The sequence below is a fragment of the Ochrobactrum sp. MYb379 genome, from assembly GCF_037479515.1.
Lineage (GTDB): Bacteria > Pseudomonadota > Alphaproteobacteria > Rhizobiales > Rhizobiaceae > Brucella.
Window position 1 is genome coordinate 283130 of the sequence record NZ_JBBGYW010000005.1, and the last position, 20243, is coordinate 303372.

Genomic DNA, 20243 nt, shown 5'->3' on the forward strand with positions numbered 1-20243 from the left:
GGCGCGGAGGCCGTCCGCGCCTTTTGATAGTATAATCAGAGCTTGTCGAGAAGTTCTGGCGTTGCCCATGAATCGGCAGGCATACCCAGACGCAATTGCTCGGTGCGAACGGCATCGCGGGTTAAAACACCGAAGACGCCGTCAATCTTACCCATCTCATAGCCACGCGCCTGTAGCTTGGTCTGGAGTTCTTTCATCTGCTCCTGCGTCAGGCCTTGATCAGGATTGCCAGCATTAAAGGCTGGTGCACCTGCAAGACGGGTCGCGAAATAGGCAGCGGTCGTTGCGTAAACAATCGACTTGTTCCATTCAACGAAGATGTCGAAGTTTGCATAGGAAAGAAACGCGGGACCTTTGCGGCCCAATGGCAGCAGAAGCGATGCATCGCCATCATCGGGGCCGAGTGGACCATTGAGGCCCGTTACACCGTGCTGCGCCCACCATGAATGCGGCTTGCGATTGGTGCGGATGGATTCTTCCCACGGCAGATCCTGCGTGATGCGCACTTCTTCAAGCCATGGCTCGCCGCGCTTCCAACCAAGCTCGGAGATCATGCGGCCAGCGGTCATCATCGCATCAGGGATGCTATTCTTCAGATCGACCTTACCATCGCCGTCGCCATCAACGCCGCGTTCCAGATAGTCCTTTGGCAGAAGCTGCATCATGCCGATTTCGCCAGCCCAAGCGCCGGTTGTTGCTGCATCGACAACGCCGGTATCGAAAAGCTTAAGCAGCGCGATCAATTGTGGACGGAACAGGTCCGGGCGGCGGCAATCGTAAGAAAGGGTGACAAGCGCGTTCAGCGTATCGAAATCGCCCTGAATAGCGCCGTAATCTGTTTCCAGTCCCCAGAAGGCTGCGAGAACCGGGCTGGGAACGCCATAGGTCTCTTCAACTTTTTTGAACACATCTGCATGCTTGGCCAGATTGTTCTGGCCATTCTTCAGGCGTGCTTCCGAAATCAGGCGCTTGGAAAATTCGGTGAAGGTGAGGTTGAAAACAGTCTGCTTGCGGTCGCGATCCAGAACCTTTTGTTCGAGCGTTGCCTTGTGCAGTTCAGCAATGCCCTTTTCGCCAACGCCCGCTTCGCGCGCTTCTTTGGTCAGATTGTCCATCCACTGACCATAATCGATTTCGCATTCGGGCTTCGGCATATTTGCCGTATCCGTCGCAGCAGTCGGTGCTGGAGAAGCGAGAGCAGGGGAAATTGCAGTTGATGCCAGTAAAGCGGCAGCCATCACTGAAGCGATAAGTTTCATCGAGAGAACTCACAATTAAAAGGGAAATAACGTCCCCATTTGTTTTTTAAGCTATTGCCTCATCACGTCATGGAAATGAAGCGAAACTTAGTGTGAGTTCCCGTTTATTGCTCAGTTAACGGACCTTGTTGCTTTCCAGCCACTTTTTCCATGCTCCCGCGCTGCCTGCGAAGACATTGATGTCCGCATCACCCTTGATACCGGGAATTGTGCCGGTTCCGGTATATTGCCAGAAAGTCCAGGGATGCGGGCCGTATTTCTCAGTCGGATGACCGGCAGTCGAGCGCAACCAGAACGGATAGCCGCTTAGTTGGTTTAGGTTATTCTCATCGAAGAAGTCGACGGTGGTGTAGATGATTGGGCGCTTGCCATAATGCTTTTCGACGGCATCAAGGAAAATCTTCATTTCTTTGCGCACGACGACTTCATTCGGCCTCAGCTTGCACGAGGGCGAATGTGCATTCCATTCCATGTCGAGCACGGGTGGCAATGCGTTTGGATCGCGCGGTACATTTTGGATATACCAGCGCGCCTGCTCAATTGCAGGGCGACAGAAATAATAGAAGTGATAGGCGCTGCGCGGAATGCCAGCTTGTTTTGCACCATTCCAGTGCTCAGTGAAACGATCGTCGAAGCGGTCGCCGCCCTCTGTTGCTTTGATAAAGGCAAAGGAAATGCCGCTGCGTCGCACCGCGTTCCAGTCAACATCCACCTGATATTTGGAGACATCGGTGCCGTGGATCGGATAATGCCAAGGTGTGCGACCCGTCCATTCGAACGGCTTGCGATCACCAAAGCGCGGCGCATTAACCGCGCCGGATGGCCGCGCCATCTGCTGCATCGAATTGCCTGACTTTTTAACGTCGGCGAAATCATAATCCACTGTCGTACAAGCGGACAGAAGACACGCCCCGAGGGCAAGAAAGCAGCGGCTGGCGATAGCGTTCATACAATGGTCCCGGTGTCGCGAATCAGTCTTGATTAGGGTTACGCGATACCGTTGTCTGCGTCACCCGCTGAGGCCGCAAAACTTTGCTCAATATATATTGTGTCGCACTGTTTATGTGTTGGCGCAGATAATAGCGATCCATGCAAAGCCGCGATGCAAGACTTTTTGTTTCATATGAGCGACTTGTTCTTTTGCGAGTTGCTCTGAAACGGTGAAAAGATTTTCGCGAGGCGTCACATGAAACCAGTTAAGCCATGTGAAAAGTGCTTTTTTGAACCAGCGCGGTAGTCCTTGTTGATTGCCAAAATCGACAATATGCATTTCGCCGCCCGGCTTTAAGTGTCGAATGCTTTCAGCAATAACCGATTGCCATTGTGGGATCATTGAGACGGCATAAGAAATGAATATGCGGTCGAAGCTACCTACGTTGAAAAGTAAGCTGGGATCAAAATGTGTGGCATCGGCGCGTTCGAGTTTTGTGCGTTCCGCAATTCCGGCACGCTTTGCAGCCGCATGAGCGGTGTCGAGCATCTCGGCTGAAATATCGATGCCGTAGAGCTTCGCGCGAGGGTAGGTCTTTGCGGTTTTGACCAGGTTGCGTCCCGTACCGCAGCCGATTTCCAATACGCTGCCGCCTTCAGGGACGTTCAGGCCAGCAATCATCGTATCCCGCCCGAGAAGATAATATTTGCGCGTCGCATCGTAGAAATATCTTTGGTGACGATAAACGCGGTCCATCAGGCTGGCGTGGTCTACGCCGCTGCTATGTTTTTGATGAACGCTCATACTATGCGTCTTTCAGAACATAGAGGTGAAAGCCGCCATAAATAGAAGAGCGGTCGCGGTCATGCAAAGCACGAGATTGATCAGCGCGATAATCCCAATGGTCGAGTATTGAGGGATCAACCCGGCCCGACAACAGACTTGGCTCAGCTGCCGTGCGGAAGATGACGCGTGCACCGGGCGCTGCTGTGCGTGTGATCTCGCTCCAGAGCGCGTTGAGCTGTGCGTCATTCATCCAGTCTTGAGCGTCGAGAAGAATATAGCGATCCACCGATGAAGCAGGCTTTTTGGCGAGAAACTCCGTGTAATTCGCATTTCGAACACTCATGCGATCAACGCGTGCACGCACAGTGTCGAAGTTAGCGCGCGAGAGGTAGGGCGGCAGCGGGCCGGTCTCATCGTCGTTACTATATCCTCGGCCAAATGCCTGCCATGCGAAATAGTTTTCATTCAGCGGGAACGCACAGGCGAGTTTCTCAAGTCGCGCGCGAAGAACGAATGCCATATCGCCATTTCCGGCTGTCGCTAAAGCATCATATTGCTGTGGCGGAATGCCGAGGCCGAAAAGCGATGACTTGCGCGCTGTGGCCCAGCGCACCATGCGCTTTTCAAATAAAGGTGCCAGAGCTGTGTCGAAGAACGTGCGCTGTTCTTCCATCGTGCGCGCTTTTAGAATGTCGCGTGGATCAATTCCATAAAGACGGGCAACGCGATGGCCCATACCAATGAAGACGCCCAACAGACCATGGCGGTATAGATCGCGGGAGAAAATCGAGATGCGCTGGCGGCCGCTCCATTTGCGCTTTTCCCAATAGGCCCGGCTTTCACTGTCGAGATGTGGTTGGATGAAGCGCTGATAGGCCGCAAGATTGGCCTTGTCATCGGCTTTCCCATAGAAGCGGTAGAAACTCGCATAATCCGGCAAATGCTTTAAAGCGCCGAGTTTAAGCCTGTTGAATGCAACGTGGGCGCTGTTCAGATCAACCGCTTCGACCGAAGCCGGATCAGCAGTCAGATAAGAAAGCGCGTTGCAACCGCCTGACGCTATTGTCACGATGCGATGGCCGGGTTCAATGGCAAGCGCTGCCATGTCGACCTCTGGGTCTTCCCAAATTTGCGGATAGACCAGCCCTTTGAATAGCCAAGCAAAGAGTCTTTCGGAAACACCGTCTTTTGAGAGCGCGTTGTTTTGAGTGACCGCGCGCTTGAGGATCGTATCGTTGGCGCTTTGCTTTTTCATGCCATGTTCCCCGTTCTTTTAGCGCCAAATCACTGGCGAATCCGGATTTGTTTGGCTGAGTTAAACATTGTCGGGTAACAGGCGCGTGACGCAGAAAGTTATGGTTAGCACTTTGTTATTATGGCGGTTTGTTACCGCTCGTAAGACTATTTGAGAGAACCTTTCCGCATGCTCGCCGTTTTCTAACGTGATGTTGGCGTCGTCAAACAGATCGCTTGGAAATAGCTATGGGGACAAAAGCGTGATGTGACGAATGTCTTTTCGAGGTGATTGGCCGCTAAACCGGTCACGCACAATAAATCAGAAAGCGTTGGCTATATCCCCGCAACGCTTCAATTTAGGGTAAGGAGAGCCACCGTGAAGAAGTTTTTGATTGCTTCAGTTGCTGCCGTATCGTTTTTAGGTCTTGCAGCTTGTAGCGACAATTCAAAAGACACCAGCAATGCTCCGGCTGCACCAGCGCCTGAAGCGCCAGCCGCGCCTTCTAACAATACGACAACGACCCCTGCTACCCCTGCGCCTTCGACGCCGGGTACAACAGGTACGCCACCTGCAAACTAAATTGCAGTTAGGTTTACGTGAATGCCCATGGCATTCGCTGGTTTCAGATGGCGGTCCGGTTTCGGGCCGCTATTTGCCTCGAAAGGAGCAGAACTGGTGACAAATTCTGCGATTGTTGAAAACAAAGATGAGATGAGCGCGTTTTCGGAGTTTAAACGTCGTCTTTCTTCGGTTATGGCTTTTGTCATGAGCCGTAATTTCTTGTTTTTGATTTCCGCTGTTGTTCTTGTTGCACTTGCTGCTTGCGGTAAGGGTAGTGACGATACGAACGCAGTATCCGCTCAGCCAGAGCAAGAAACCTCCACTCCTGCGCAAGCCGCGCAAGAGCAGGATGGCCCTAATCTGATTAAGGCCTTGGAAGATAATTCTGGTGTGATGACACCAGAACAGCAGGCTGCAGCTGTTCAACGTGCCCGCAGCAATGCAGAAGCCGCAGCCAAAGCAGTTGGGCAAAACGAACAACAGGCTCAAGCTGCAGGTGAAGCTGCTGCAAGTTCCGCGCAGCGTTCTTTTTCAGAACGTCAGTCCCAATAACTATTTTGTTTATTGCTAAATTATTGTTTTTTCGTCGATTGTTACGTGTTGATGTTTCCAGCCTTTACGTAATTCTATAGAAACGATTCATGTCGATCTGGGTTCAAATCGGTGATTTCTTCACCTCTATAACGCTCAGCGCTATTTCTAGCGTGATTGAAGCTGTGCGAACAGTTTTCGAAGGCGATGCAGACACGCGCAGACGTGTTGCATTTTCCATCGCCATGATCGCGCTTTCCGCCAAAATGGCTAAAGCAGATGGTGTTGTGACACAGGACGAGTTTCGCGCGTTCCAAAGGATTTTCTCCGTACCAGAAGAAGAGCATGCGCACGTTGTGCGCCTCTATAATCTCGCACAGCAGGATGTCGCCGGTTATGAGAGCTATGCACGTCAGCTTGCGGGGCTTTGTCGCGAAGGCGATGAGAATTGTCACCTGTTAGAAGATATTCTCGATGGGCTGTTCCATATAGCGACCGCAGATGGCTATGTGCATGAAAAGGAAATGGCGTTCCTGTCGAATGTTGCCGAAATTTTTGGCTATGACGAAGAAGGCTTTGACCGCATCGCTTTGCGGCATGTCAGTCGCGGCGAGGGCGATCCCTTTGCCATTCTTGGACTGAAACGTGGTGTTTCATTTGAAGAAGCGCGCAAAAAATATCGTGCGCTGGTCAAAGAGCATCATCCGGACAGACTTGTTGCGGAGGGGCTTCCGCTGGAATTCATTAATATTGCAAATGCGCGCCTCGCTGCGATCAACAGCGCTTGGGCCAGTGTAGTGAAACAACTGGAGGCCGCATGAGTGGTTCAGTTATCAAACCGTCAGATGACTTAGCAGCGCTCGCGTTGGAGAAGCCGGATTATCCGACCGCTACTATTGATGCCTCGCCGAACTTCGGTATTCGCAAGGATGGCAAAACGCCGACTTATCTGATCCTGCACTATACGGGGTTGGAGACAGCAGAGGAGGCACTTGAGGTTCTCAAGTCTCCTGAACGGGAAGTCTCGGCACATTATTTGGTTCATGAAGATGGACGTGTTGTGCAGATGGTGTCTGAAAAGGCGCGCGCATGGCATGCGGGTAATAGCTTTTGGAAAGGCGAGACCGATATTAATTCGGCTTCTATCGGCATTGAGATCGTCAATCCAGGCAATCTGGAAAACTATCCACCATTCGCTGAACAGCAAATCGCGGCGGTTATCGAATTGTGCCGCAGCATTTGTTCGCGCTACGAAATCCGTCCCGAAAACGTGCTTGCGCATTCAGACATAGCACCAGAGCGCAAGACCGATCCGGGGCACAACTTCCCATGGAAGCAACTGCATGAGGCAGGCATTGGCCATTACATTGAGCCAACGCCGATACGCGGCGGTCGTTTTCTCGCACGCGGCGAACAAGGCCAGCCAGTCGAGGCTTTGCAATCGATGCTTGCGCTTTACGGATACAAAATTGAGATCAATGGTGCGTTCGATGAGGCCACTGAGATCGTGATTAAGGCCTTTCAGCGGCATTTTCGGACACAAAATGTGGATGGTGTAGCCGATGTATCTACTATAGATACCCTCTACAGGCTTATTTTTTCGCTGCAAAATGTTACCGCGTGAGCATCGCTATTTTTTAGGGTGTTCCACGACCAATATTTCATATTTCTGTAGCAATTTCATTAAATTAGACCGGAAGTCGTGCTGATTGCTGATCTTTTTCCACTCATGCGCGCATCACGAAATGTGACAGCGTTTATTACAACCTGTAAGACTATTTTACTTCCCCTACCAATCTTCGGCTGCATTTCCCCATCACATGATCTGCCATTCCCGGCGGTGATGAGCGTGTGAAATGCTTGTTGAGCGGGACCATAAATAAAACGGCAATGCTGCCCCCAAGACCAGCAAAGCCCCATAAAAACGATCCAAGACGGTAGGTTATGAAGTCAAAATTTGTAGTTGTTTGCGCCCTCATTGGCGCCATGAGTTCTTTTGGTCTAAATTCTGCAATGAGTGCGCCGGTAAACGAGCCAACCAATCTCGCAGACCTTCTGAAAGCCCGTGCACAGAACAAGGCTGTGGAAGCCAACAAGTCAGAAAAGGCTTCGCGTTCCGCCCGCACAGAAACGAAGCAGACGGCTAAGAAGGCCTCTGTTATCACCAAGCGCGCAGCGCCCGCTGCAAAGAGCGCAAAGCGTTCCAAGGCTCGTGCAGACGCATCAAAGACTGCACAGGTTGGCGGTAAGGCTTACTCGCAGATCATCAATCGTTACGCATCAACCTATGGCGTTCCATCTTCGCTGGCGCATGCTGTTGTTCGTCATGAGAGCAACTTTCAGCCAAATGTGCGCGGTGCAGCGGGTGAAATTGGTCTCATGCAGATCAAGCTCTCGACCGCTCGCGGTCTTGGCTACACGGGTTCGGCAAAAGGTCTTTATGAGCCTTCGACCAATATTCAGTTTGGCATGAAATATCTTGCACAAGCCCAGAAGCTTGGTGGCGGCAGCACTTGCGGCACGATCCTCAAGTATAATGCCGGTCATGGCGCAAAGCGTATGAACCCAACATCTGCAAAATATTGCAGCTCGGTTAAGTCTTATATGGCTGGTCTGTAACATCTGAATTCATGTTATCGGTCGCGTAGAGTTTCAGGCCGATGATGTGATTGATAAGCCGGTAGCGTGTTCGCTGCCGGCTTTTTTGTTGTGTGGAGATTTTTTCGAAACACGGTTCCCACTTTGTCCGATCATGCTATATACGCGCCGTCAGTCGGTCGGGCAGCCGCGCTTGTCATATGTCGAAAGACGGCAGGTGAGGAAAGTCCGGGCTCCATGGAAATACGATGCCGGGTAACGCCCGGCGGGGGCGACCCTAGGGATAGTGCCACAGAAAGTAAACCGCCCCGTCTTCCGTACCGCTTGTCTAAGCGGCAGGGATGACGGGGTAAGGGTGAAAGGGTGGGGTAAGAGCCCACCGCGCCGGTGGCAACACAGGCGGCACGGTAAACCCCATTGGGAGCAAAACCGAATAGGGACGGCGCGCCGGTTCGCAAGGACCGGCAATCAGTTTCCGGATCAGTCGTCCGGGTGGGTTGCAAGAGGCGGGTGGCGACATCCGTCCCAGATGAATGGCTGCCACGTTGGACGCAAGTCCGGCCATACAAAACCCGGCTTATAGACCGACTGACACTTTATCTGTTTAGCGCATCCCGAAAAGTGGGAACCGGTTTTCGGAAAGGATGCGCGTTAAGATAACTATTGAGAGCGCCGATCTGACTTAATCAGATCGAAACGCGCTTTAGATCGGTACACCAGTGAAGAAGTCGTAGATGAGCTTCATGTTCAGAACGACGATGATCGCGGCGGTAATTGCAGCAAGGACTGTCACCCAGCGCGGTGCCACCAGCGCGCCCATCTTTTTCTTTTCTGCCGTGAACATCACAAGCGGAATGACGGCGAACGGCAATTGCAGGCTAAGTACCACCTGAGACAAGATCAGAAGCTCGCTGGTTCCCTGTGATCCATACATGATTGTAACGATGGCAGCCGGAACAATCGCGACAAAGCGTGTGATAGCGCGACGAAGCCATGGCTTCAGTTTGATGTCGATGAAGCCTTCCATCACGATCTGACCAGCCATAGTCGCTGTAATCGTAGAATTAAGACCGCAACACAGCAAAGCTATTGCGAAGAGCGTTGGTGCCAACGCTGAGCCAAGCAGTGGATTGAGCAGGGAATGAGCCTTGTCGAGATCTTCGACGCCTGTATTGCCGGTCGCGTGGAAACTTGCGGCGGCGAGGATCAGGATTGAAGCATTGACCAGCAGTGCAAATGTCAGAGCGATGGTGGAATCAAGCGTGGCATAGCGGATTGCCTCGCGCTTTTCCGGTATTGTTTGGCCATAGTCGCGGGTCTGGATGATGCCCGAATGCAGATAGAGATTATGCGGCATGACCGTCGCACCAATGATGCCCAGTGCAATATATAGCATATCTGGATTGCGCAGGATTTCAGTGGTGGGTGCAAAGCCACGGATAACGTCGCCCCAATTTGGGTCCGCCATCAAAATCTGGATCAGAAAGCAGATAGCAATGACAGCCAGCAGCGCAATGATAAGCGCTTCAACACGACGAAAGCCTTTGTTTTGGAGATAAAGAACCAAAAGCACATCGGCGGCAGTTAGAATGACGCCGATTTCGAGCGGAATGCCAAACAGCAAATTGAGACCAATGGCTGTGCCGATGACTTCAGCAAGATCGGTGGCACAGATGGCAAGTTCTGCGAGCAACCATAAAGGCCAAGCAAGAAAACGCGGATAGGCATCGCGGCAGGCTTGAGCAAGATCACGTCCTGTCGCAACTGCCAGTCGGGTGCAGAGCGCTTGCAAAAGAACAGCCATGAGATTTGAAATCAGCACGACCGACAGCAGCACATAGCCAAAGCGCGAGCCGCCCGCAAGCGATGTTGCCCAGTTGCCGGGGTCCATATAGCCGACTGCAACCAAATAGCCGGGGCCGAAGAAAGCCATGGCGCGGCGGAGTTTTGAACCGGAGCGACTGACCCGTATCGAGCGATGAACATCTGACATCGAAGCTTCGCCGCGATCCCGACGCCAACCTTCAAAAGTAACGTCTTGGGCTGCTGCGGGCGTCGTCGTATCCTCTTGGGCCATCTTAAATGCCATGCTTTAAGCTTCCAAAATGCAATTGCAAATTATTTGCAGTTAATAATCCTGTGTGGTGATTTCGTCAACGGTGGTGGGAAGTGCGCTCTTCATAACTATGTGATCGTGCATGCCGGATATTGGATGAATGCATTGTCGGCTAAACCTGCTCTGATGCGGCGAGGATAAGAGCAAACAAAAGTGCTTCAATTTATTGCGGGGAAAACTTTTCACACAAGACGGATTTATGAAGGTCGCCGTCAAAGGATAACGGTTCATTAAGCTTAATATCCGATAACTGTTTGAACGAATCCGCCAAATCGACACCCGTCTGAAATTGGCCGGAATGATGCGTAAAACACAGGATAGCGGGACGTGATCCCGAGAAAGGACCGTGATGATGGCTAGCCTCGGCGGAGACCAATCTCAAGCCGAAGGGGCTCAGGTCCGTCACGTTCCGGTGCTTATCTCCGAAGTGATTGACGCTCTGAAACCCGAAACCGGCAAAGTAATTGTCGATGGCACCTTTGGTGCTGGCGGCTATACGCGTTGCATTCTTGAGCAGAGCGCGAATGTGATTGCTATTGATCGTGACCCAACTGCGATTGCCGCAGGGCAGGTTATGGTGAAAGAGTTTGACGGCAGGCTTGATCTTGTTGAGAGCCGTTTCTCGGTGCTGGATCAAGCGGTTGAACAGGTATTGGGAGCGGGTGCCACGGTTGATGGCGTTGTTCTCGATATCGGCGTTTCTTCGATGCAGATTGATGAAGCCGAGCGCGGTTTCTCTTTCCAGAAAGATGGTCCGCTTGATATGCGCATGTCGCGTAAGGGGCCGAGTGCTGCTGACGTCGTGAATCGTCTTAAGATGGGCGACCTTGCGCGCATTTTTAATTTTCTGGGTGAAGAACGTAATGCAGGCCGCATTGCGCGGATGATCGAAAAGCGCCGCGAAGCACAGCCTTTCACGCGTACGCTCGATCTCGCCAATGCGATTGAAGCGCTGGTCGGACGAAATCCAAAGGTGCCAATTCATCCTGCAACGCGTGTATTTCAGGCGTTACGCATATATGTGAATGACGAATTGGGCGAACTTGCGCGCGCATTGCTTGCTGCCGAGCGCGTTTTGAAGCCCGGCGGGCGTCTTGTTGTTGTGACATTCCATTCGCTCGAAGATCGTATGGTTAAGCGCTATTTTGCAGATCGTTCCGGCGGCAGTGCTGGATCGCGGCATTTGCCGGAAACGCATGTGCGGCTGCCAAGCTTTACGCCTGCAGTGAAGGGCGCTGTCGGCCCAACGGCAGAAGAAGAAGAGCGCAATCCTCGCTCGCGCTCCGCAAAATTACGTGCAGGTGTGCGAACTGAAAATCCGCCTCTTGAAGATGATTTGACGCTTTTTGGGTTGCCTAAGCTGCCTGAAACGCACGAACTGGCCCGGAGTTGAACGAGTGCTGCGTACTTTTGAACTCATCATGATTGCGGCAATGCTGGTAGCAGCAACGATCACCTATACCATCAAATATGATGCGGAGAGGCAGATCTCGGTTATTGCTAAACTTCAACGCCAGATCAATTCTGAGAAGGACACGATTACGCTTCTGCGCGCAGACTGGGCATTGATGAACCAGCCGGGACGTTTGCAGAGCCTCGTTGGGGTTTACTCGGAAGAGTTGAAGCTTGAGCCGATTGAGGCGCAGCAGCTGGCTATGGGTGTCGAAGATATTCCTGAGCGCCAGCTTGATGATATTCAGAAATTGATTTCCGGCAGCGACGAGCTGGTCGCGAGCGGCGTTCTGGAACCAGACGCAACGACCACCGGAAGCGTTAAAAAGAATGGAGCGAGGCACTGATCATGCGGCTGAAGCTCGGATTTTCCATGAAGAACAAAAATACGATTGATGACGGCAACACGCCGGCTGGCAATGAAAAGCTGGCCGGCAACATGGCGTTTGTGGGTTCGCGCAAAAAACACGGTAATCGTGCGCGCAATCGTTTGTGGATGGCCATTGTCTGTTTCGTCGGCATTTATGGCGTTATCGGTGGAAAGCTCGTCTATTTCGGCGTCATTGGTGGTGAAGACGATGACTCCAACGGTCCTGCTGTGCATCAGCTTGCATCGCGTCCCGATATTCTGGACCGTAACGGCGAGATACTCGCGACCGATATTAAGACCGCGTCGCTGTTTGCCGAACCGCGCAAAATCGTTGATCCTGACGAAACCATTGAACTGCTTTCAACTGTTATTCCTGATCTTGATTGGGAAGCCACTTATCGTCGCTTGAAGGGTGGCGCAGGGTTCGTATGGATTAAGCGTGGCCTCACACCACGTCAGCAGAGCCAGATCATGGCGCTTGGCGTGCCCGGTATTGGTTTCCGTACCGAAAAGCGCCGCTTCTACCCGGGTGGTCCGACCGCGTCGCATATTCTTGGTCTCGTCAATGTCGACAATCAGGGCATTGCCGGTATGGAGAAATATGTCGACAGTCAGGGCTTAAGCGACTTGCGAGCGGCTGGCATGGCCACCGCGCAATCACTTGAACCAATCAAGCTGTCGATTGACATTCGTGTTCAGCACATTATGCGCGACGTACTCGTCAAAGCGGTCGAACGCTACCGCGCTATTGCTGCGGGTGCTGTTGTTCTCAACGTGAAGACCGGTGAAGTTATTGCTATGGCGTCCGTGCCGGATTTCGATCCGAACAATCCAGTGAATGCGCTGGATAAGGATCGCCTTAACCGTATGTCGGCGGGCACCTATGAAATGGGTTCGACGATTAAGAGCTTCACCACGGCGATGGCGCTCGACTCTGGCAAGTTTACGCTGAACTCGAAGATCGATGCCTCGCGTCCGCTGGTTATTGGTCGTCAGACCATCCGCGACTTCCACGGTAAGGGCCGTGTGTTGACGCTGCCGGAAGTTTTCATCTTCTCATCCAATATTGGTTCGGGTCACGAAGCCAATGTGGTTGGTATTGAAGGGCATCGCGCGTTCTTGAAAAAGCTTGGTCTTCTGGATCGTATGCAGACAGAGCTTCCAGAAGTTGCGCGCCCGGTTGAGCCGCGCGTTTGGAAGAAAGTTCATTCGATGACCATTTCGTTTGGTCACGGCATGATGACCACGCCATTGCAGACGGCGGTTGGTGCGGCGGCGCTTATGAATGGCGGCAAGCTGATTGAGCCAACTTTCCTGGCGCGTACACAGGCTCAGGCCGATCAAGTCGCCCAGCAGGTTATCCATCCCCAAGTCTCTGCCGATATGCGTTATCTCTATCGTCTGAATGCGACTGCACAGGGTGGTTCGGGTAAGCGCGCAACGGTTCAGGGCTATCGCGTCGGCGGAAAAACCGGCACGGCGGAAAAGGTCGTTCATGGCCGCTATTCGAAAGATGTGCGCTTTAATGCCTTCCTTGCATCGTTCCCGATGGATGATCCAACCTATGTGGTTTTGACCATTATTGACGAGCCAAAGCCTGAAGAAGGTAAGTACAGCGCGACCGCTGGTCTGAATGCTGCACCGATGGTTGCTGATATTATTCGCCGCTCAGCCACTTTTTTAGGGGTTAAGCCCGATTTTAAACAGGAATTTGCGCCAGCAGAGTCGGAGATCGCTTCTGTTGATTCTGCAAATGACTGATTTGTGTAATTGCCTGTAACGCGTGATACGTCCCTTTATCTGGAATTGGTATGACCATGAAGTTGAAAGACATCGCACTTTTTAAGGATCTTACCTCCGGTTCCGCAGGTGATTTCGAAATTACTGGCGTTACATCGGATTCCCGCAAAGTGGAGCCGGGCTTTCTGTTTGCAGCTCTGAAAGGCGTTAAGGCGGATGGCTCAGCCTATGCGATTGATGCGGTCAAACGTGGTGCAGTTGCAGTTATCGCAGGCAAGAGTGCCGTTCTCGAAAATCTCGACGTGCCTGTCCTTCATGTAGACGATCCCCGCCATGCGCTCGCGGTAGCTAGCGCTCAATTTTATGGCAAGCAGCCGGAAGTTATGGTTGCAGTCACAGGTACAAGCGGCAAAACGTCGGTCGCTTCATTTACGCGTCAGATTTGGGCATATGCTGGTTTTCCTGCCGCCAACATTGGGACCACTGGCGTTTTCTCGCCAACGCGTAGCGATTATAATTCGCTGACCACGCCTGATCCGGTTGAGTTGCAGCGCCTTCTGGCCGAGCTTGCCGATGAAGGTGTGACCCATGCTGCGATGGAAGCTTCGTCGCATGGTCTTGACCAGCGTCGCCTTGACGGTGTGAAGCTTGCCGCTGGCGCCTTCACCAATCTTGGTCGCGATCACATGGATTATCACGCCACGATTGAAGAATATCTGCATGCCAAGATGCGCCTGTTTGATACGCTTTTGCCAAAAGGCTCGCCTGCGATTATTTTTGCGGATGATCAGTTTTCTCCGCAGGCTATTGAAGCTGCGAAGGCCGCTGGCTGCGATGTAAAGACTGTTGGCCGTAAGGGTGATTTCATCACCATTAAGCGCGTTGAACATGAGCGTTTCCGCCAGCATGTGGAAGTGCGTATCGCTGACGAAATCTTTGAAATTGAACTGCCACTGGCTGGTGATTTTCAGGTTGCGAATGCGCTGGTGTCGGCTGGCCTTGCAATGGTGACCGGCGTTCCGGCTGCGGCTGCAATGCGTGCACTTGAACGCCTCAAAGGTGCGCCGGGGCGTCTTGATCTCGTTGGTGCGACTGAAGAGGGTGCACCCGCCTATGTGGATTATGCCCATAAGCCAGAAGCGCTTGAAAATGTGCTGACGTCTGTGCGCCCGTTTACAACTGGCCGCGTGATCGTGGTGTTTGGTTGCGGCGGCGACCGTGACAAGGGCAAGCGCCCGATCATGGGCGAAATCGCAGCGCGTCTTGCTGATGTGGCAATTGTTACCGACGACAACCCACGTTCAGAAGTACCGGCGCAAATTCGCTCGGAAATTATGGCCGCGGCTCCGGGAGCGACCGAAATCGGTGACCGTCGCGAGGCGATTTTCACAGCAGTTTCGATGATGATGCCTGGCGACACACTGGTTGTTGCGGGCAAGGGACATGAAGAAGGTCAGATCGTTGGCAATATTACGTTGCCATTCTCTGATCATACGGAAGTGGCGGCAGCACTTGGCGCGCGCCTTGAGGAGCATAAGGGATGAGTGACTGGCTTTGGACATCTGCCGATATGGTGGAGGCCATGGAAGGCCGGCCTTTTGGTACGTTGCCTGCGGGGATCACCGGAATTTCCATCGATAGCCGCACGTTGAAAGAAGGCGAAGCTTTCTTCGCGATCAAGGGCGATTTGTTTGACGGGCATGATTTTGCAACGGCTGCCATGGCCGCTGGTGCAGGTCTTCTCGTGGTAAACGAATCCCGCCTTCCGGCGCTTGGTCATCTCAAAGTCCCGATGATCGTCGTGGAAGACGTACTTGAATCTTTGACCAAGCTTGGGCTTGCCTCGCGTGAACGCTCCAAAGCGCAGATTATTGCTGTCACAGGCTCAGTCGGTAAGACGACAACTAAGGAAGCACTGCGTCATGTGCTTGCCGATAGTGGCAAAGTTCATGCGTCGGTTGCCTCATTCAACAATCATTGGGGCGTGCCGCTGACGCTTGCGCGTATGCCAGCCGATACCGATTACGGTGTGTTTGAAATCGGCATGAATCATCATGACGAAATTCGTCCGCTGGTGAAGATGGTGCGTCCGCATGTGGCGCTGATTACGTTGATCGCGCCTGCGCATCTTGGCCATTTTGCAAATCTTGAAGAAATCGCAGTAGCAAAAGCTGAGATTTTTGAAGGCGTTGTGCCGGGCGGTTATGCGCTGCTTAATCGCGACGACAAGCGCTTCAAACAGCTTGAAGAGCTGGCTGAAAAGGCAGGCGTTGAGCATATTGTTACGTTTGGTGAAAATGCGCGTTCGGACTATCGTCTGCGTGAAGTCAAAATGCATCCGACCTGTTCATGCATGACCGTTAAAATAGGCAATGAAGAAGCTGTCGTCAAAGTCGGCATGCCGGGACGCCATATTGTGCAGAACATGCTTGCCGTTCTGGGTGCTGCCCATCTTGTCGGCGCTGATACGGCAAAGGTTGCCATTGCTATGGCAACGTTGACCGCTGAAGGTGGGCGCGGCGCGCGCCATGTGCTGGAACACCCGGACGGTGGTTCTTTCACACTGATTGATGAAAGCTATAACGCCAATCCAACGTCGATGCGCGCATCGCTTTCACTTTTGCAGGCAACGCCGCCGGAAGGTCCACGCGGTCGCCGCATCGCAATTTTGGGCGATATGCTGGAGCTGGGCCGTCAGTCCGGCAAGCTTCATGCTGACCTTGCGCGCCCGATTGTCGATGCGGAAGTGAACGTACTTTATATCGGTGGCCGTGAAATGTCGGTGCTGAAAAACGCCTTGCCGGTTGAAATTCACGTCGAATACAGGCAGAGCACCGAGGAATTATTGCCATTGGTGATGAAAGCAGTCCGCCCCGGTGATGTTGTCATGGTGAAATCCTCCAAAGGGATCGGTTTCGCTAAGATCGTCAAGGCGCTGACAAACCAGTTTCCACCGGTGGTGCCTGCCGAATAGGCGTGTTTGAGGGATTTTTCTCCGTATGTTGATGCTTCTTGCAGTTTTTGCCGATCATGTGACTCCGTTCAACGTGTTTCGCTACATCACGTTCCGCACCGGCGGCGCGATGATTACTTCGGCACTGATCGTTTTCTTGTTTGGTCCTGCGATCATCAATTCGCTGCGTGCGCGACAGGGAAAGGGTCAGCCAATCCGTGCCGACGGTCCTCAGACCCACTTCAAGAAAGCGGGTACGCCCACCATGGGCGGCCTGATGATTATGACCGGCATTCTCGTGTCATGTTTCTTCTGGGCTAATCTCTCCAGCGTTTATGTCTGGGTTGTCTTGATGGTCACGGTCGGCTTTGGCGCAATCGGCTTTTACGATGATTATCTGAAAGTGACGAAGCAGTCGGATAAAGGGTTTTCCGGTAAGTCGCGTCTGGCAATCGAGTTCTTCATTGCCGCTATTGCAGCCTTCATCATCATGCGCGCAGGGCAGGAGCCGTTCTCGTCGTCGCTGACATTCCCGTTTGTGAAGCAGTTCGTACTTAATCTCGGTTGGTTCTTCATTCCCTTTGCGGCCTTCGTGATGGTTGGCGCAGGCAATGCGGTGAACCTGACCGATGGTCTTGATGGTCTCGCAATTGTGCCAGTGATGGTGGCTGCGGCTTCGTTTGGCTTTATTGCCTATCTTTCGGGTAACGCGATCTTTGCGGATTACCTGCAAATCCACTTTGTTCCGGGTACAGGTGAACTGGCTGTCGTTCTGGGTGCAGTGATTGGCGCGGGGCTTGGCTTCCTTTGGTTCAATGCACCTCCTGCCGCGATCTTCATGGGTGACACGGGTTCGCTGGCACTTGGCGGCATGCTCGGAACTGTTGCTGTTGCCACCAAGCACGAGATCGTTCTTGCGATCATTGGCGGTCTCTTCGTCATGGAAGCGCTTTCGGTAATTATTCAGGTTGGCTCGTTCAAGCTTACCGGCAAGCGCGTGTTTCTGATGGCACCCATTCATCATCATTTTGAAAAGAAGGGCTGGACGGAAAGTCAGGTCGTGATCCGTTTCTGGATCGTGGCGATTATCCTTGCCATGATCGGCCTTTCCACACTGAAGCTGAGATAAGGCAGACGAATGATCCCGATCACCGCCCTTAAAGATAAGACTGTTGCCCTCTTCGGATTGGGTGGGTCGGGCATTGCAACGGCCAAGGCTATTGTGGCTGGTGGCGCGAAGATCATTGCTTGGGATGATAATCCCGACAGTGTGGCCCGCGCGCAAAGCGCAGGCATTGCAACAGGTGATCTGAGGCAGGCGGACTGGTCACAGTTCGCTGCCTTTGTGCTTTCGCCGGGTGTTCCGCTGACCCATCCAAAGCCACACTGGACGGTGGATCTGGCACGCGCTGCTGGCGTTGAGATTATCGGCGATGTTGAACTGTTCGTACGCGAGCGTAATCATATCGCGCCAGATTGCCCGTTTATTGCTATCACTGGCACCAACGGCAAATCGACCACGACCGCGCTGATTGCGCATATCATCAAGGCATCAGGCCGCGATATGCAGCTTGGTGGCAATATAGGCACAGCGATCCTGACATTGGACGCGCCTGCGCCAAACCGTTTCTATGTGGTTGAGTGTTCGTCTTACCAGATTGATCTTGCGCCATCGCTTAATCCGACTGCTGGAATTTTGCTTAATCTGACGCCGGATCATCTTGATCGCCATGGTTCGATGGAAAACTATGCCGCAATCAAGGAGCGGCTGGTTGCGAAAAGCGGCGTGGCAATCATTGGCGTCGATGACGACTATTGCCTCAGCATTGCAGATCGTCTCGAAAGCACTGGCGTAAAAGTCGCGCAAATTTCCAAGGACAAACGCCTTGAGAATGGTGCGTTTGCAGATGGTGCAAAGCTCTATTCCGCTAAAGCTGGTGGCGTTGAGGATTTAGCTTCGCTTGAAGGTATTGGTTCGCTGCGCGGCGCGCATAATGCGCAGAACGCGCTTGCAGCTATCACTGCCTGTCTTGCGGTTGGTCTTTCAATCGAAGAAATTCGTGCTGGTCTGAAAAGCTTCCCTGGTCTCGCGCATCGCATGGAGCAAGTGGGCCATCGCGGTAAAGTCCTGTTCGTCAATGATTCAAAGGCGACCAATGCCGAAGCAACCGCGCCAGCCTTGTCATCTTTTGCCAATCATATTTACTGGATTGCTGGTGGTGTACCCAAGGCTGGTGGCATCAGCGCTTTGTCGGAATTTTTCCCGCGTATCACCAAAGCCTATTTGATCGGTGAAGCTGCGGCGCAATTTGCTGCCACACTTGGCGATGCGGTGTCGTTTGAAATTTCCGACACTTTGGCTGCGGCTGTTGAACATGCGGCACGTGATGCTGGCAATGACGCTTCAAGCGAGCCGGTAGTTCTGCTTTCGCCAGCCTGCGCAAGCTTTGATCAGTTTCAGAATTTTGAAAAACGCGGTGATGCATTCCGCAGCGCCGTTCTCGCACTCCCGGGTATTGAGCCAATCGGAGGGAAAAGCTGATGGTAAGTCGCGTTGACCGTGGTGCTGTTGCCAATTGGTGGTGGACAATCGACCGTTACTTTCTCGCTGCATGTTTGGGTCTGATGGGCCTTGGCGTGCTGCTCTCCTTTGCGGCAAGTCCTGCGGTTGCGCAGCGCATTGGTCTTGACAGCTTTCATTTTGTTGAGCGTCAGACATTCTTTATGATACCCGCTGTGGCGGTGATGATTGGCGTGTCATTCCTGTCGCCGCGTCAGGTCAGACGTTTTGCATTGCTGCTGCTGGGGGCATCGCTCTTCCTGATGCTTGCGGCTTTGTTCGTGGGTATTGAGATTAAAGGCGCGCGTCGTTGGGTCAGCCTTGCGGGTGTTTCCATTCAGCCGTCCGAGTTTATGAAGCCTGCTTTTGTGGTGATTTGTGCGTGGCTTTTCTCAGAGCGCGAGCGCGGTGGACATATGCCGGGTTATTTTTTGGCCATGGCGTTGTTCTGCGTGACCGCAGGATTGCTGATGTTGCAACCTGACTTCGGGCAAACCATGCTGACCACTGGCACATGGGGCGCGATGTTCTTTCTCGCTGGCCTGCCGATGTTCTGGATTCTCGTTCTTGGCGGTATCGCAGTCGTAGGCGCTTTTGGTGCTTATATGACGCTGGATCACGTTGCGGGCCGTGTGAATCGATTCATGACCGGCGAGGGCGACACGTTTCAGGTGGATGCAGGTCGCGAAGCCATTTTGCGTGGCGGCTGGTTCGGTCAGGGACCGGGCGAAGGCACCGTTAAGCGCATCATTCCTGATAGTCATACCGATTTTATTTTCTCTGTGGCTGCTGAAGAATATGGCATCATTCTTTGCATGATCATCATGGCGCTGTTTGCGTTTATCGTGATCCGTGGCTTGTCGATTGCGCTTCGTGAGCGTGATGCTTTCACGCGTCTTGCTGTTTCCGGCATCGTGATCCTGTTTGGCTTCCAGTCAATCATCAACATGGCGGTTAATCTGCATCTGATGCCTGCAAAGGGTATGACGCTGCCATTCATATCTTATGGTGGTTCATCGCTTGTAGCGATTGCAATCACAATGGGTATTCTGCTGGCGTTGACACGCCGTCGTCCGGAAGCGCGTATGACGCATACGGTGAGCATGGGTGCCGATGTGAACAGGCGCATTCCGGTTTTGTGAGGGAACT

General features: G+C 52.8%; 18 protein-coding genes and 1 other RNA gene. 14 read left to right on the forward strand and 5 right to left on the reverse strand.

The window, feature by feature from the left end; translation table 11 throughout:
* Nucleotides 1-35: 35 nt before the first annotated feature.
* The 4 genes from WH356_RS13680 to WH356_RS13695 all read right to left on the reverse strand — a co-directional run bounded on the left by WH356_RS13680 (nt 36) and on the right by WH356_RS13695 (nt 4231).
* Entirely contained in the window at nt 36-1259 is a 1224-nt protein-coding gene (locus WH356_RS13680) for a lytic murein transglycosylase (RefSeq protein WP_339511663.1), read from the reverse strand.
* Between the two features lie 115 nt (nt 1260-1374).
* Nucleotides 1375-2208, reverse strand: coding sequence for a glycoside hydrolase family 25 protein (locus tag WH356_RS13685; protein WP_339511664.1), 834 nt, complete (start codon nt 2206-2208; stop codon nt 1375-1377).
* A gap of 111 nt (nt 2209-2319) precedes the next feature.
* Entirely contained in the window at nt 2320-2994 is a 675-nt protein-coding gene (locus WH356_RS13690; protein ID WP_339511665.1) for a class I SAM-dependent methyltransferase, read from the reverse strand.
* A 1-nt stretch (nt 2995) separates the two neighbouring features.
* Nucleotides 2996-4231 carry a DUF3419 family protein gene (locus WH356_RS13695; RefSeq protein ID WP_339511666.1) on the reverse strand — a complete coding sequence of 412 codons (1236 nt, stop codon included), beginning with the start codon at nt 4229-4231 and terminating at the stop codon, nt 2996-2998.
* 357 nt (nt 4232-4588) lie between these two features.
* On the opposite strand from WH356_RS13695, the gene WH356_RS13700 reads away from it, so the two are divergent.
* From WH356_RS13700 to rnpB, 6 genes are all read left to right on the forward strand, one after another.
* Nucleotides 4589-4792 carry a hypothetical protein gene (locus WH356_RS13700; RefSeq protein WP_339511668.1) on the forward strand — a complete coding sequence of 68 codons (204 nt, stop codon included), beginning with the start codon at nt 4589-4591 and terminating at the stop codon, nt 4790-4792.
* Nucleotides 4793-4888: 96 nt separating this feature from the next.
* Nucleotides 4889-5326, forward strand: coding sequence for a hypothetical protein (locus tag WH356_RS13705; protein WP_339511670.1), 438 nt, complete (start codon nt 4889-4891; stop codon nt 5324-5326).
* An 89-nt stretch (nt 5327-5415) separates the two neighbouring features.
* Nucleotides 5416-6126: a DnaJ family molecular chaperone gene (locus WH356_RS13710; RefSeq protein ID WP_339511672.1), complete on the forward strand. Its 711-nt coding sequence runs from the start codon at nt 5416-5418 to the stop codon at nt 6124-6126.
* Nucleotides 6123-6929: an N-acetylmuramoyl-L-alanine amidase gene (locus tag WH356_RS13715; RefSeq protein ID WP_339511674.1), complete on the forward strand. Its 807-nt coding sequence runs from the start codon at nt 6123-6125 to the stop codon at nt 6927-6929. Before WH356_RS13710 ends, WH356_RS13715 begins: the two co-directional genes overlap by 4 nt.
* Nucleotides 6930-7249: 320 nt before the next feature.
* Entirely contained in the window at nt 7250-7924 is a 675-nt protein-coding gene (locus WH356_RS13720; protein ID WP_339511676.1) for a lytic transglycosylase domain-containing protein, read from the forward strand.
* Nucleotides 7925-8074: 150 nt separating this feature from the next.
* Nucleotides 8075-8499: RNase P RNA component class A (rnpB, locus tag WH356_RS13725), an RNA gene on the forward strand.
* Between the two features lie 107 nt (nt 8500-8606).
* On the opposite strand, the gene WH356_RS13730 is transcribed toward rnpB, so the two are convergent.
* Nucleotides 8607-9980 carry an Nramp family divalent metal transporter gene (locus tag WH356_RS13730; RefSeq protein ID WP_421565866.1) on the reverse strand — a complete coding sequence of 458 codons (1374 nt, stop codon included), beginning with the start codon at nt 9978-9980 and terminating at the stop codon, nt 8607-8609.
* Nucleotides 9981-10368: 388 nt separating this feature from the next.
* On the opposite strand from WH356_RS13730, the gene rsmH reads away from it, so the two are divergent.
* From rsmH to ftsW, 8 genes are read left to right on the forward strand one after another with little or no spacing between them, the layout of a single operon-like run.
* Nucleotides 10369-11412 carry a 16S rRNA (cytosine(1402)-N(4))-methyltransferase RsmH gene (gene rsmH / locus WH356_RS13735; RefSeq protein WP_339511678.1) on the forward strand — a complete coding sequence of 348 codons (1044 nt, stop codon included), beginning with the start codon at nt 10369-10371 and terminating at the stop codon, nt 11410-11412.
* Nucleotides 11413-11416: 4 nt separating this feature from the next.
* The gene (ftsL, locus tag WH356_RS13740) at nt 11417-11818 is read left to right on the forward strand and encodes a cell division protein FtsL (protein ID WP_310009820.1); all 402 of its coding nucleotides are present in this window, start codon (nt 11417-11419) and stop codon (nt 11816-11818) included.
* Nucleotides 11819-11820: 2 nt separating this feature from the next.
* Nucleotides 11821-13602 carry a peptidoglycan D,D-transpeptidase FtsI family protein gene (locus WH356_RS13745; protein WP_339511681.1) on the forward strand — a complete coding sequence of 594 codons (1782 nt, stop codon included), beginning with the start codon at nt 11821-11823 and terminating at the stop codon, nt 13600-13602.
* A gap of 50 nt (nt 13603-13652) precedes the next feature.
* Nucleotides 13653-15125: a UDP-N-acetylmuramoyl-L-alanyl-D-glutamate--2,6-diaminopimelate ligase gene (locus tag WH356_RS13750; RefSeq protein ID WP_339511683.1), complete on the forward strand. Its 1473-nt coding sequence runs from the start codon at nt 13653-13655 to the stop codon at nt 15123-15125.
* Entirely contained in the window at nt 15122-16555 is a 1434-nt protein-coding gene (locus tag WH356_RS13755; protein ID WP_339511685.1) for a UDP-N-acetylmuramoylalanyl-D-glutamyl-2,6-diaminopimelate--D-alanyl-D-alanine ligase, read from the forward strand. Before WH356_RS13750 ends, WH356_RS13755 begins: the two co-directional genes overlap by 4 nt.
* 25 nt (nt 16556-16580) lie before the next feature.
* Nucleotides 16581-17663 carry a phospho-N-acetylmuramoyl-pentapeptide-transferase gene (gene mraY / locus WH356_RS13760; RefSeq protein WP_339511687.1) on the forward strand — a complete coding sequence of 361 codons (1083 nt, stop codon included), beginning with the start codon at nt 16581-16583 and terminating at the stop codon, nt 17661-17663.
* 9 nt (nt 17664-17672) lie between these two features.
* The gene (murD, locus tag WH356_RS13765; protein ID WP_339511689.1) at nt 17673-19076 is read left to right on the forward strand and encodes a UDP-N-acetylmuramoyl-L-alanine--D-glutamate ligase; all 1404 of its coding nucleotides are present in this window, start codon (nt 17673-17675) and stop codon (nt 19074-19076) included.
* The gene (gene ftsW / locus WH356_RS13770) at nt 19076-20236 is read left to right on the forward strand and encodes a putative lipid II flippase FtsW (RefSeq protein WP_339511691.1); all 1161 of its coding nucleotides are present in this window, start codon (nt 19076-19078) and stop codon (nt 20234-20236) included. The genes murD and ftsW overlap by 1 nt, the downstream gene beginning before the upstream one ends.
* The last annotated feature ends 7 nt before the right edge of the window (nt 20237-20243 follow it).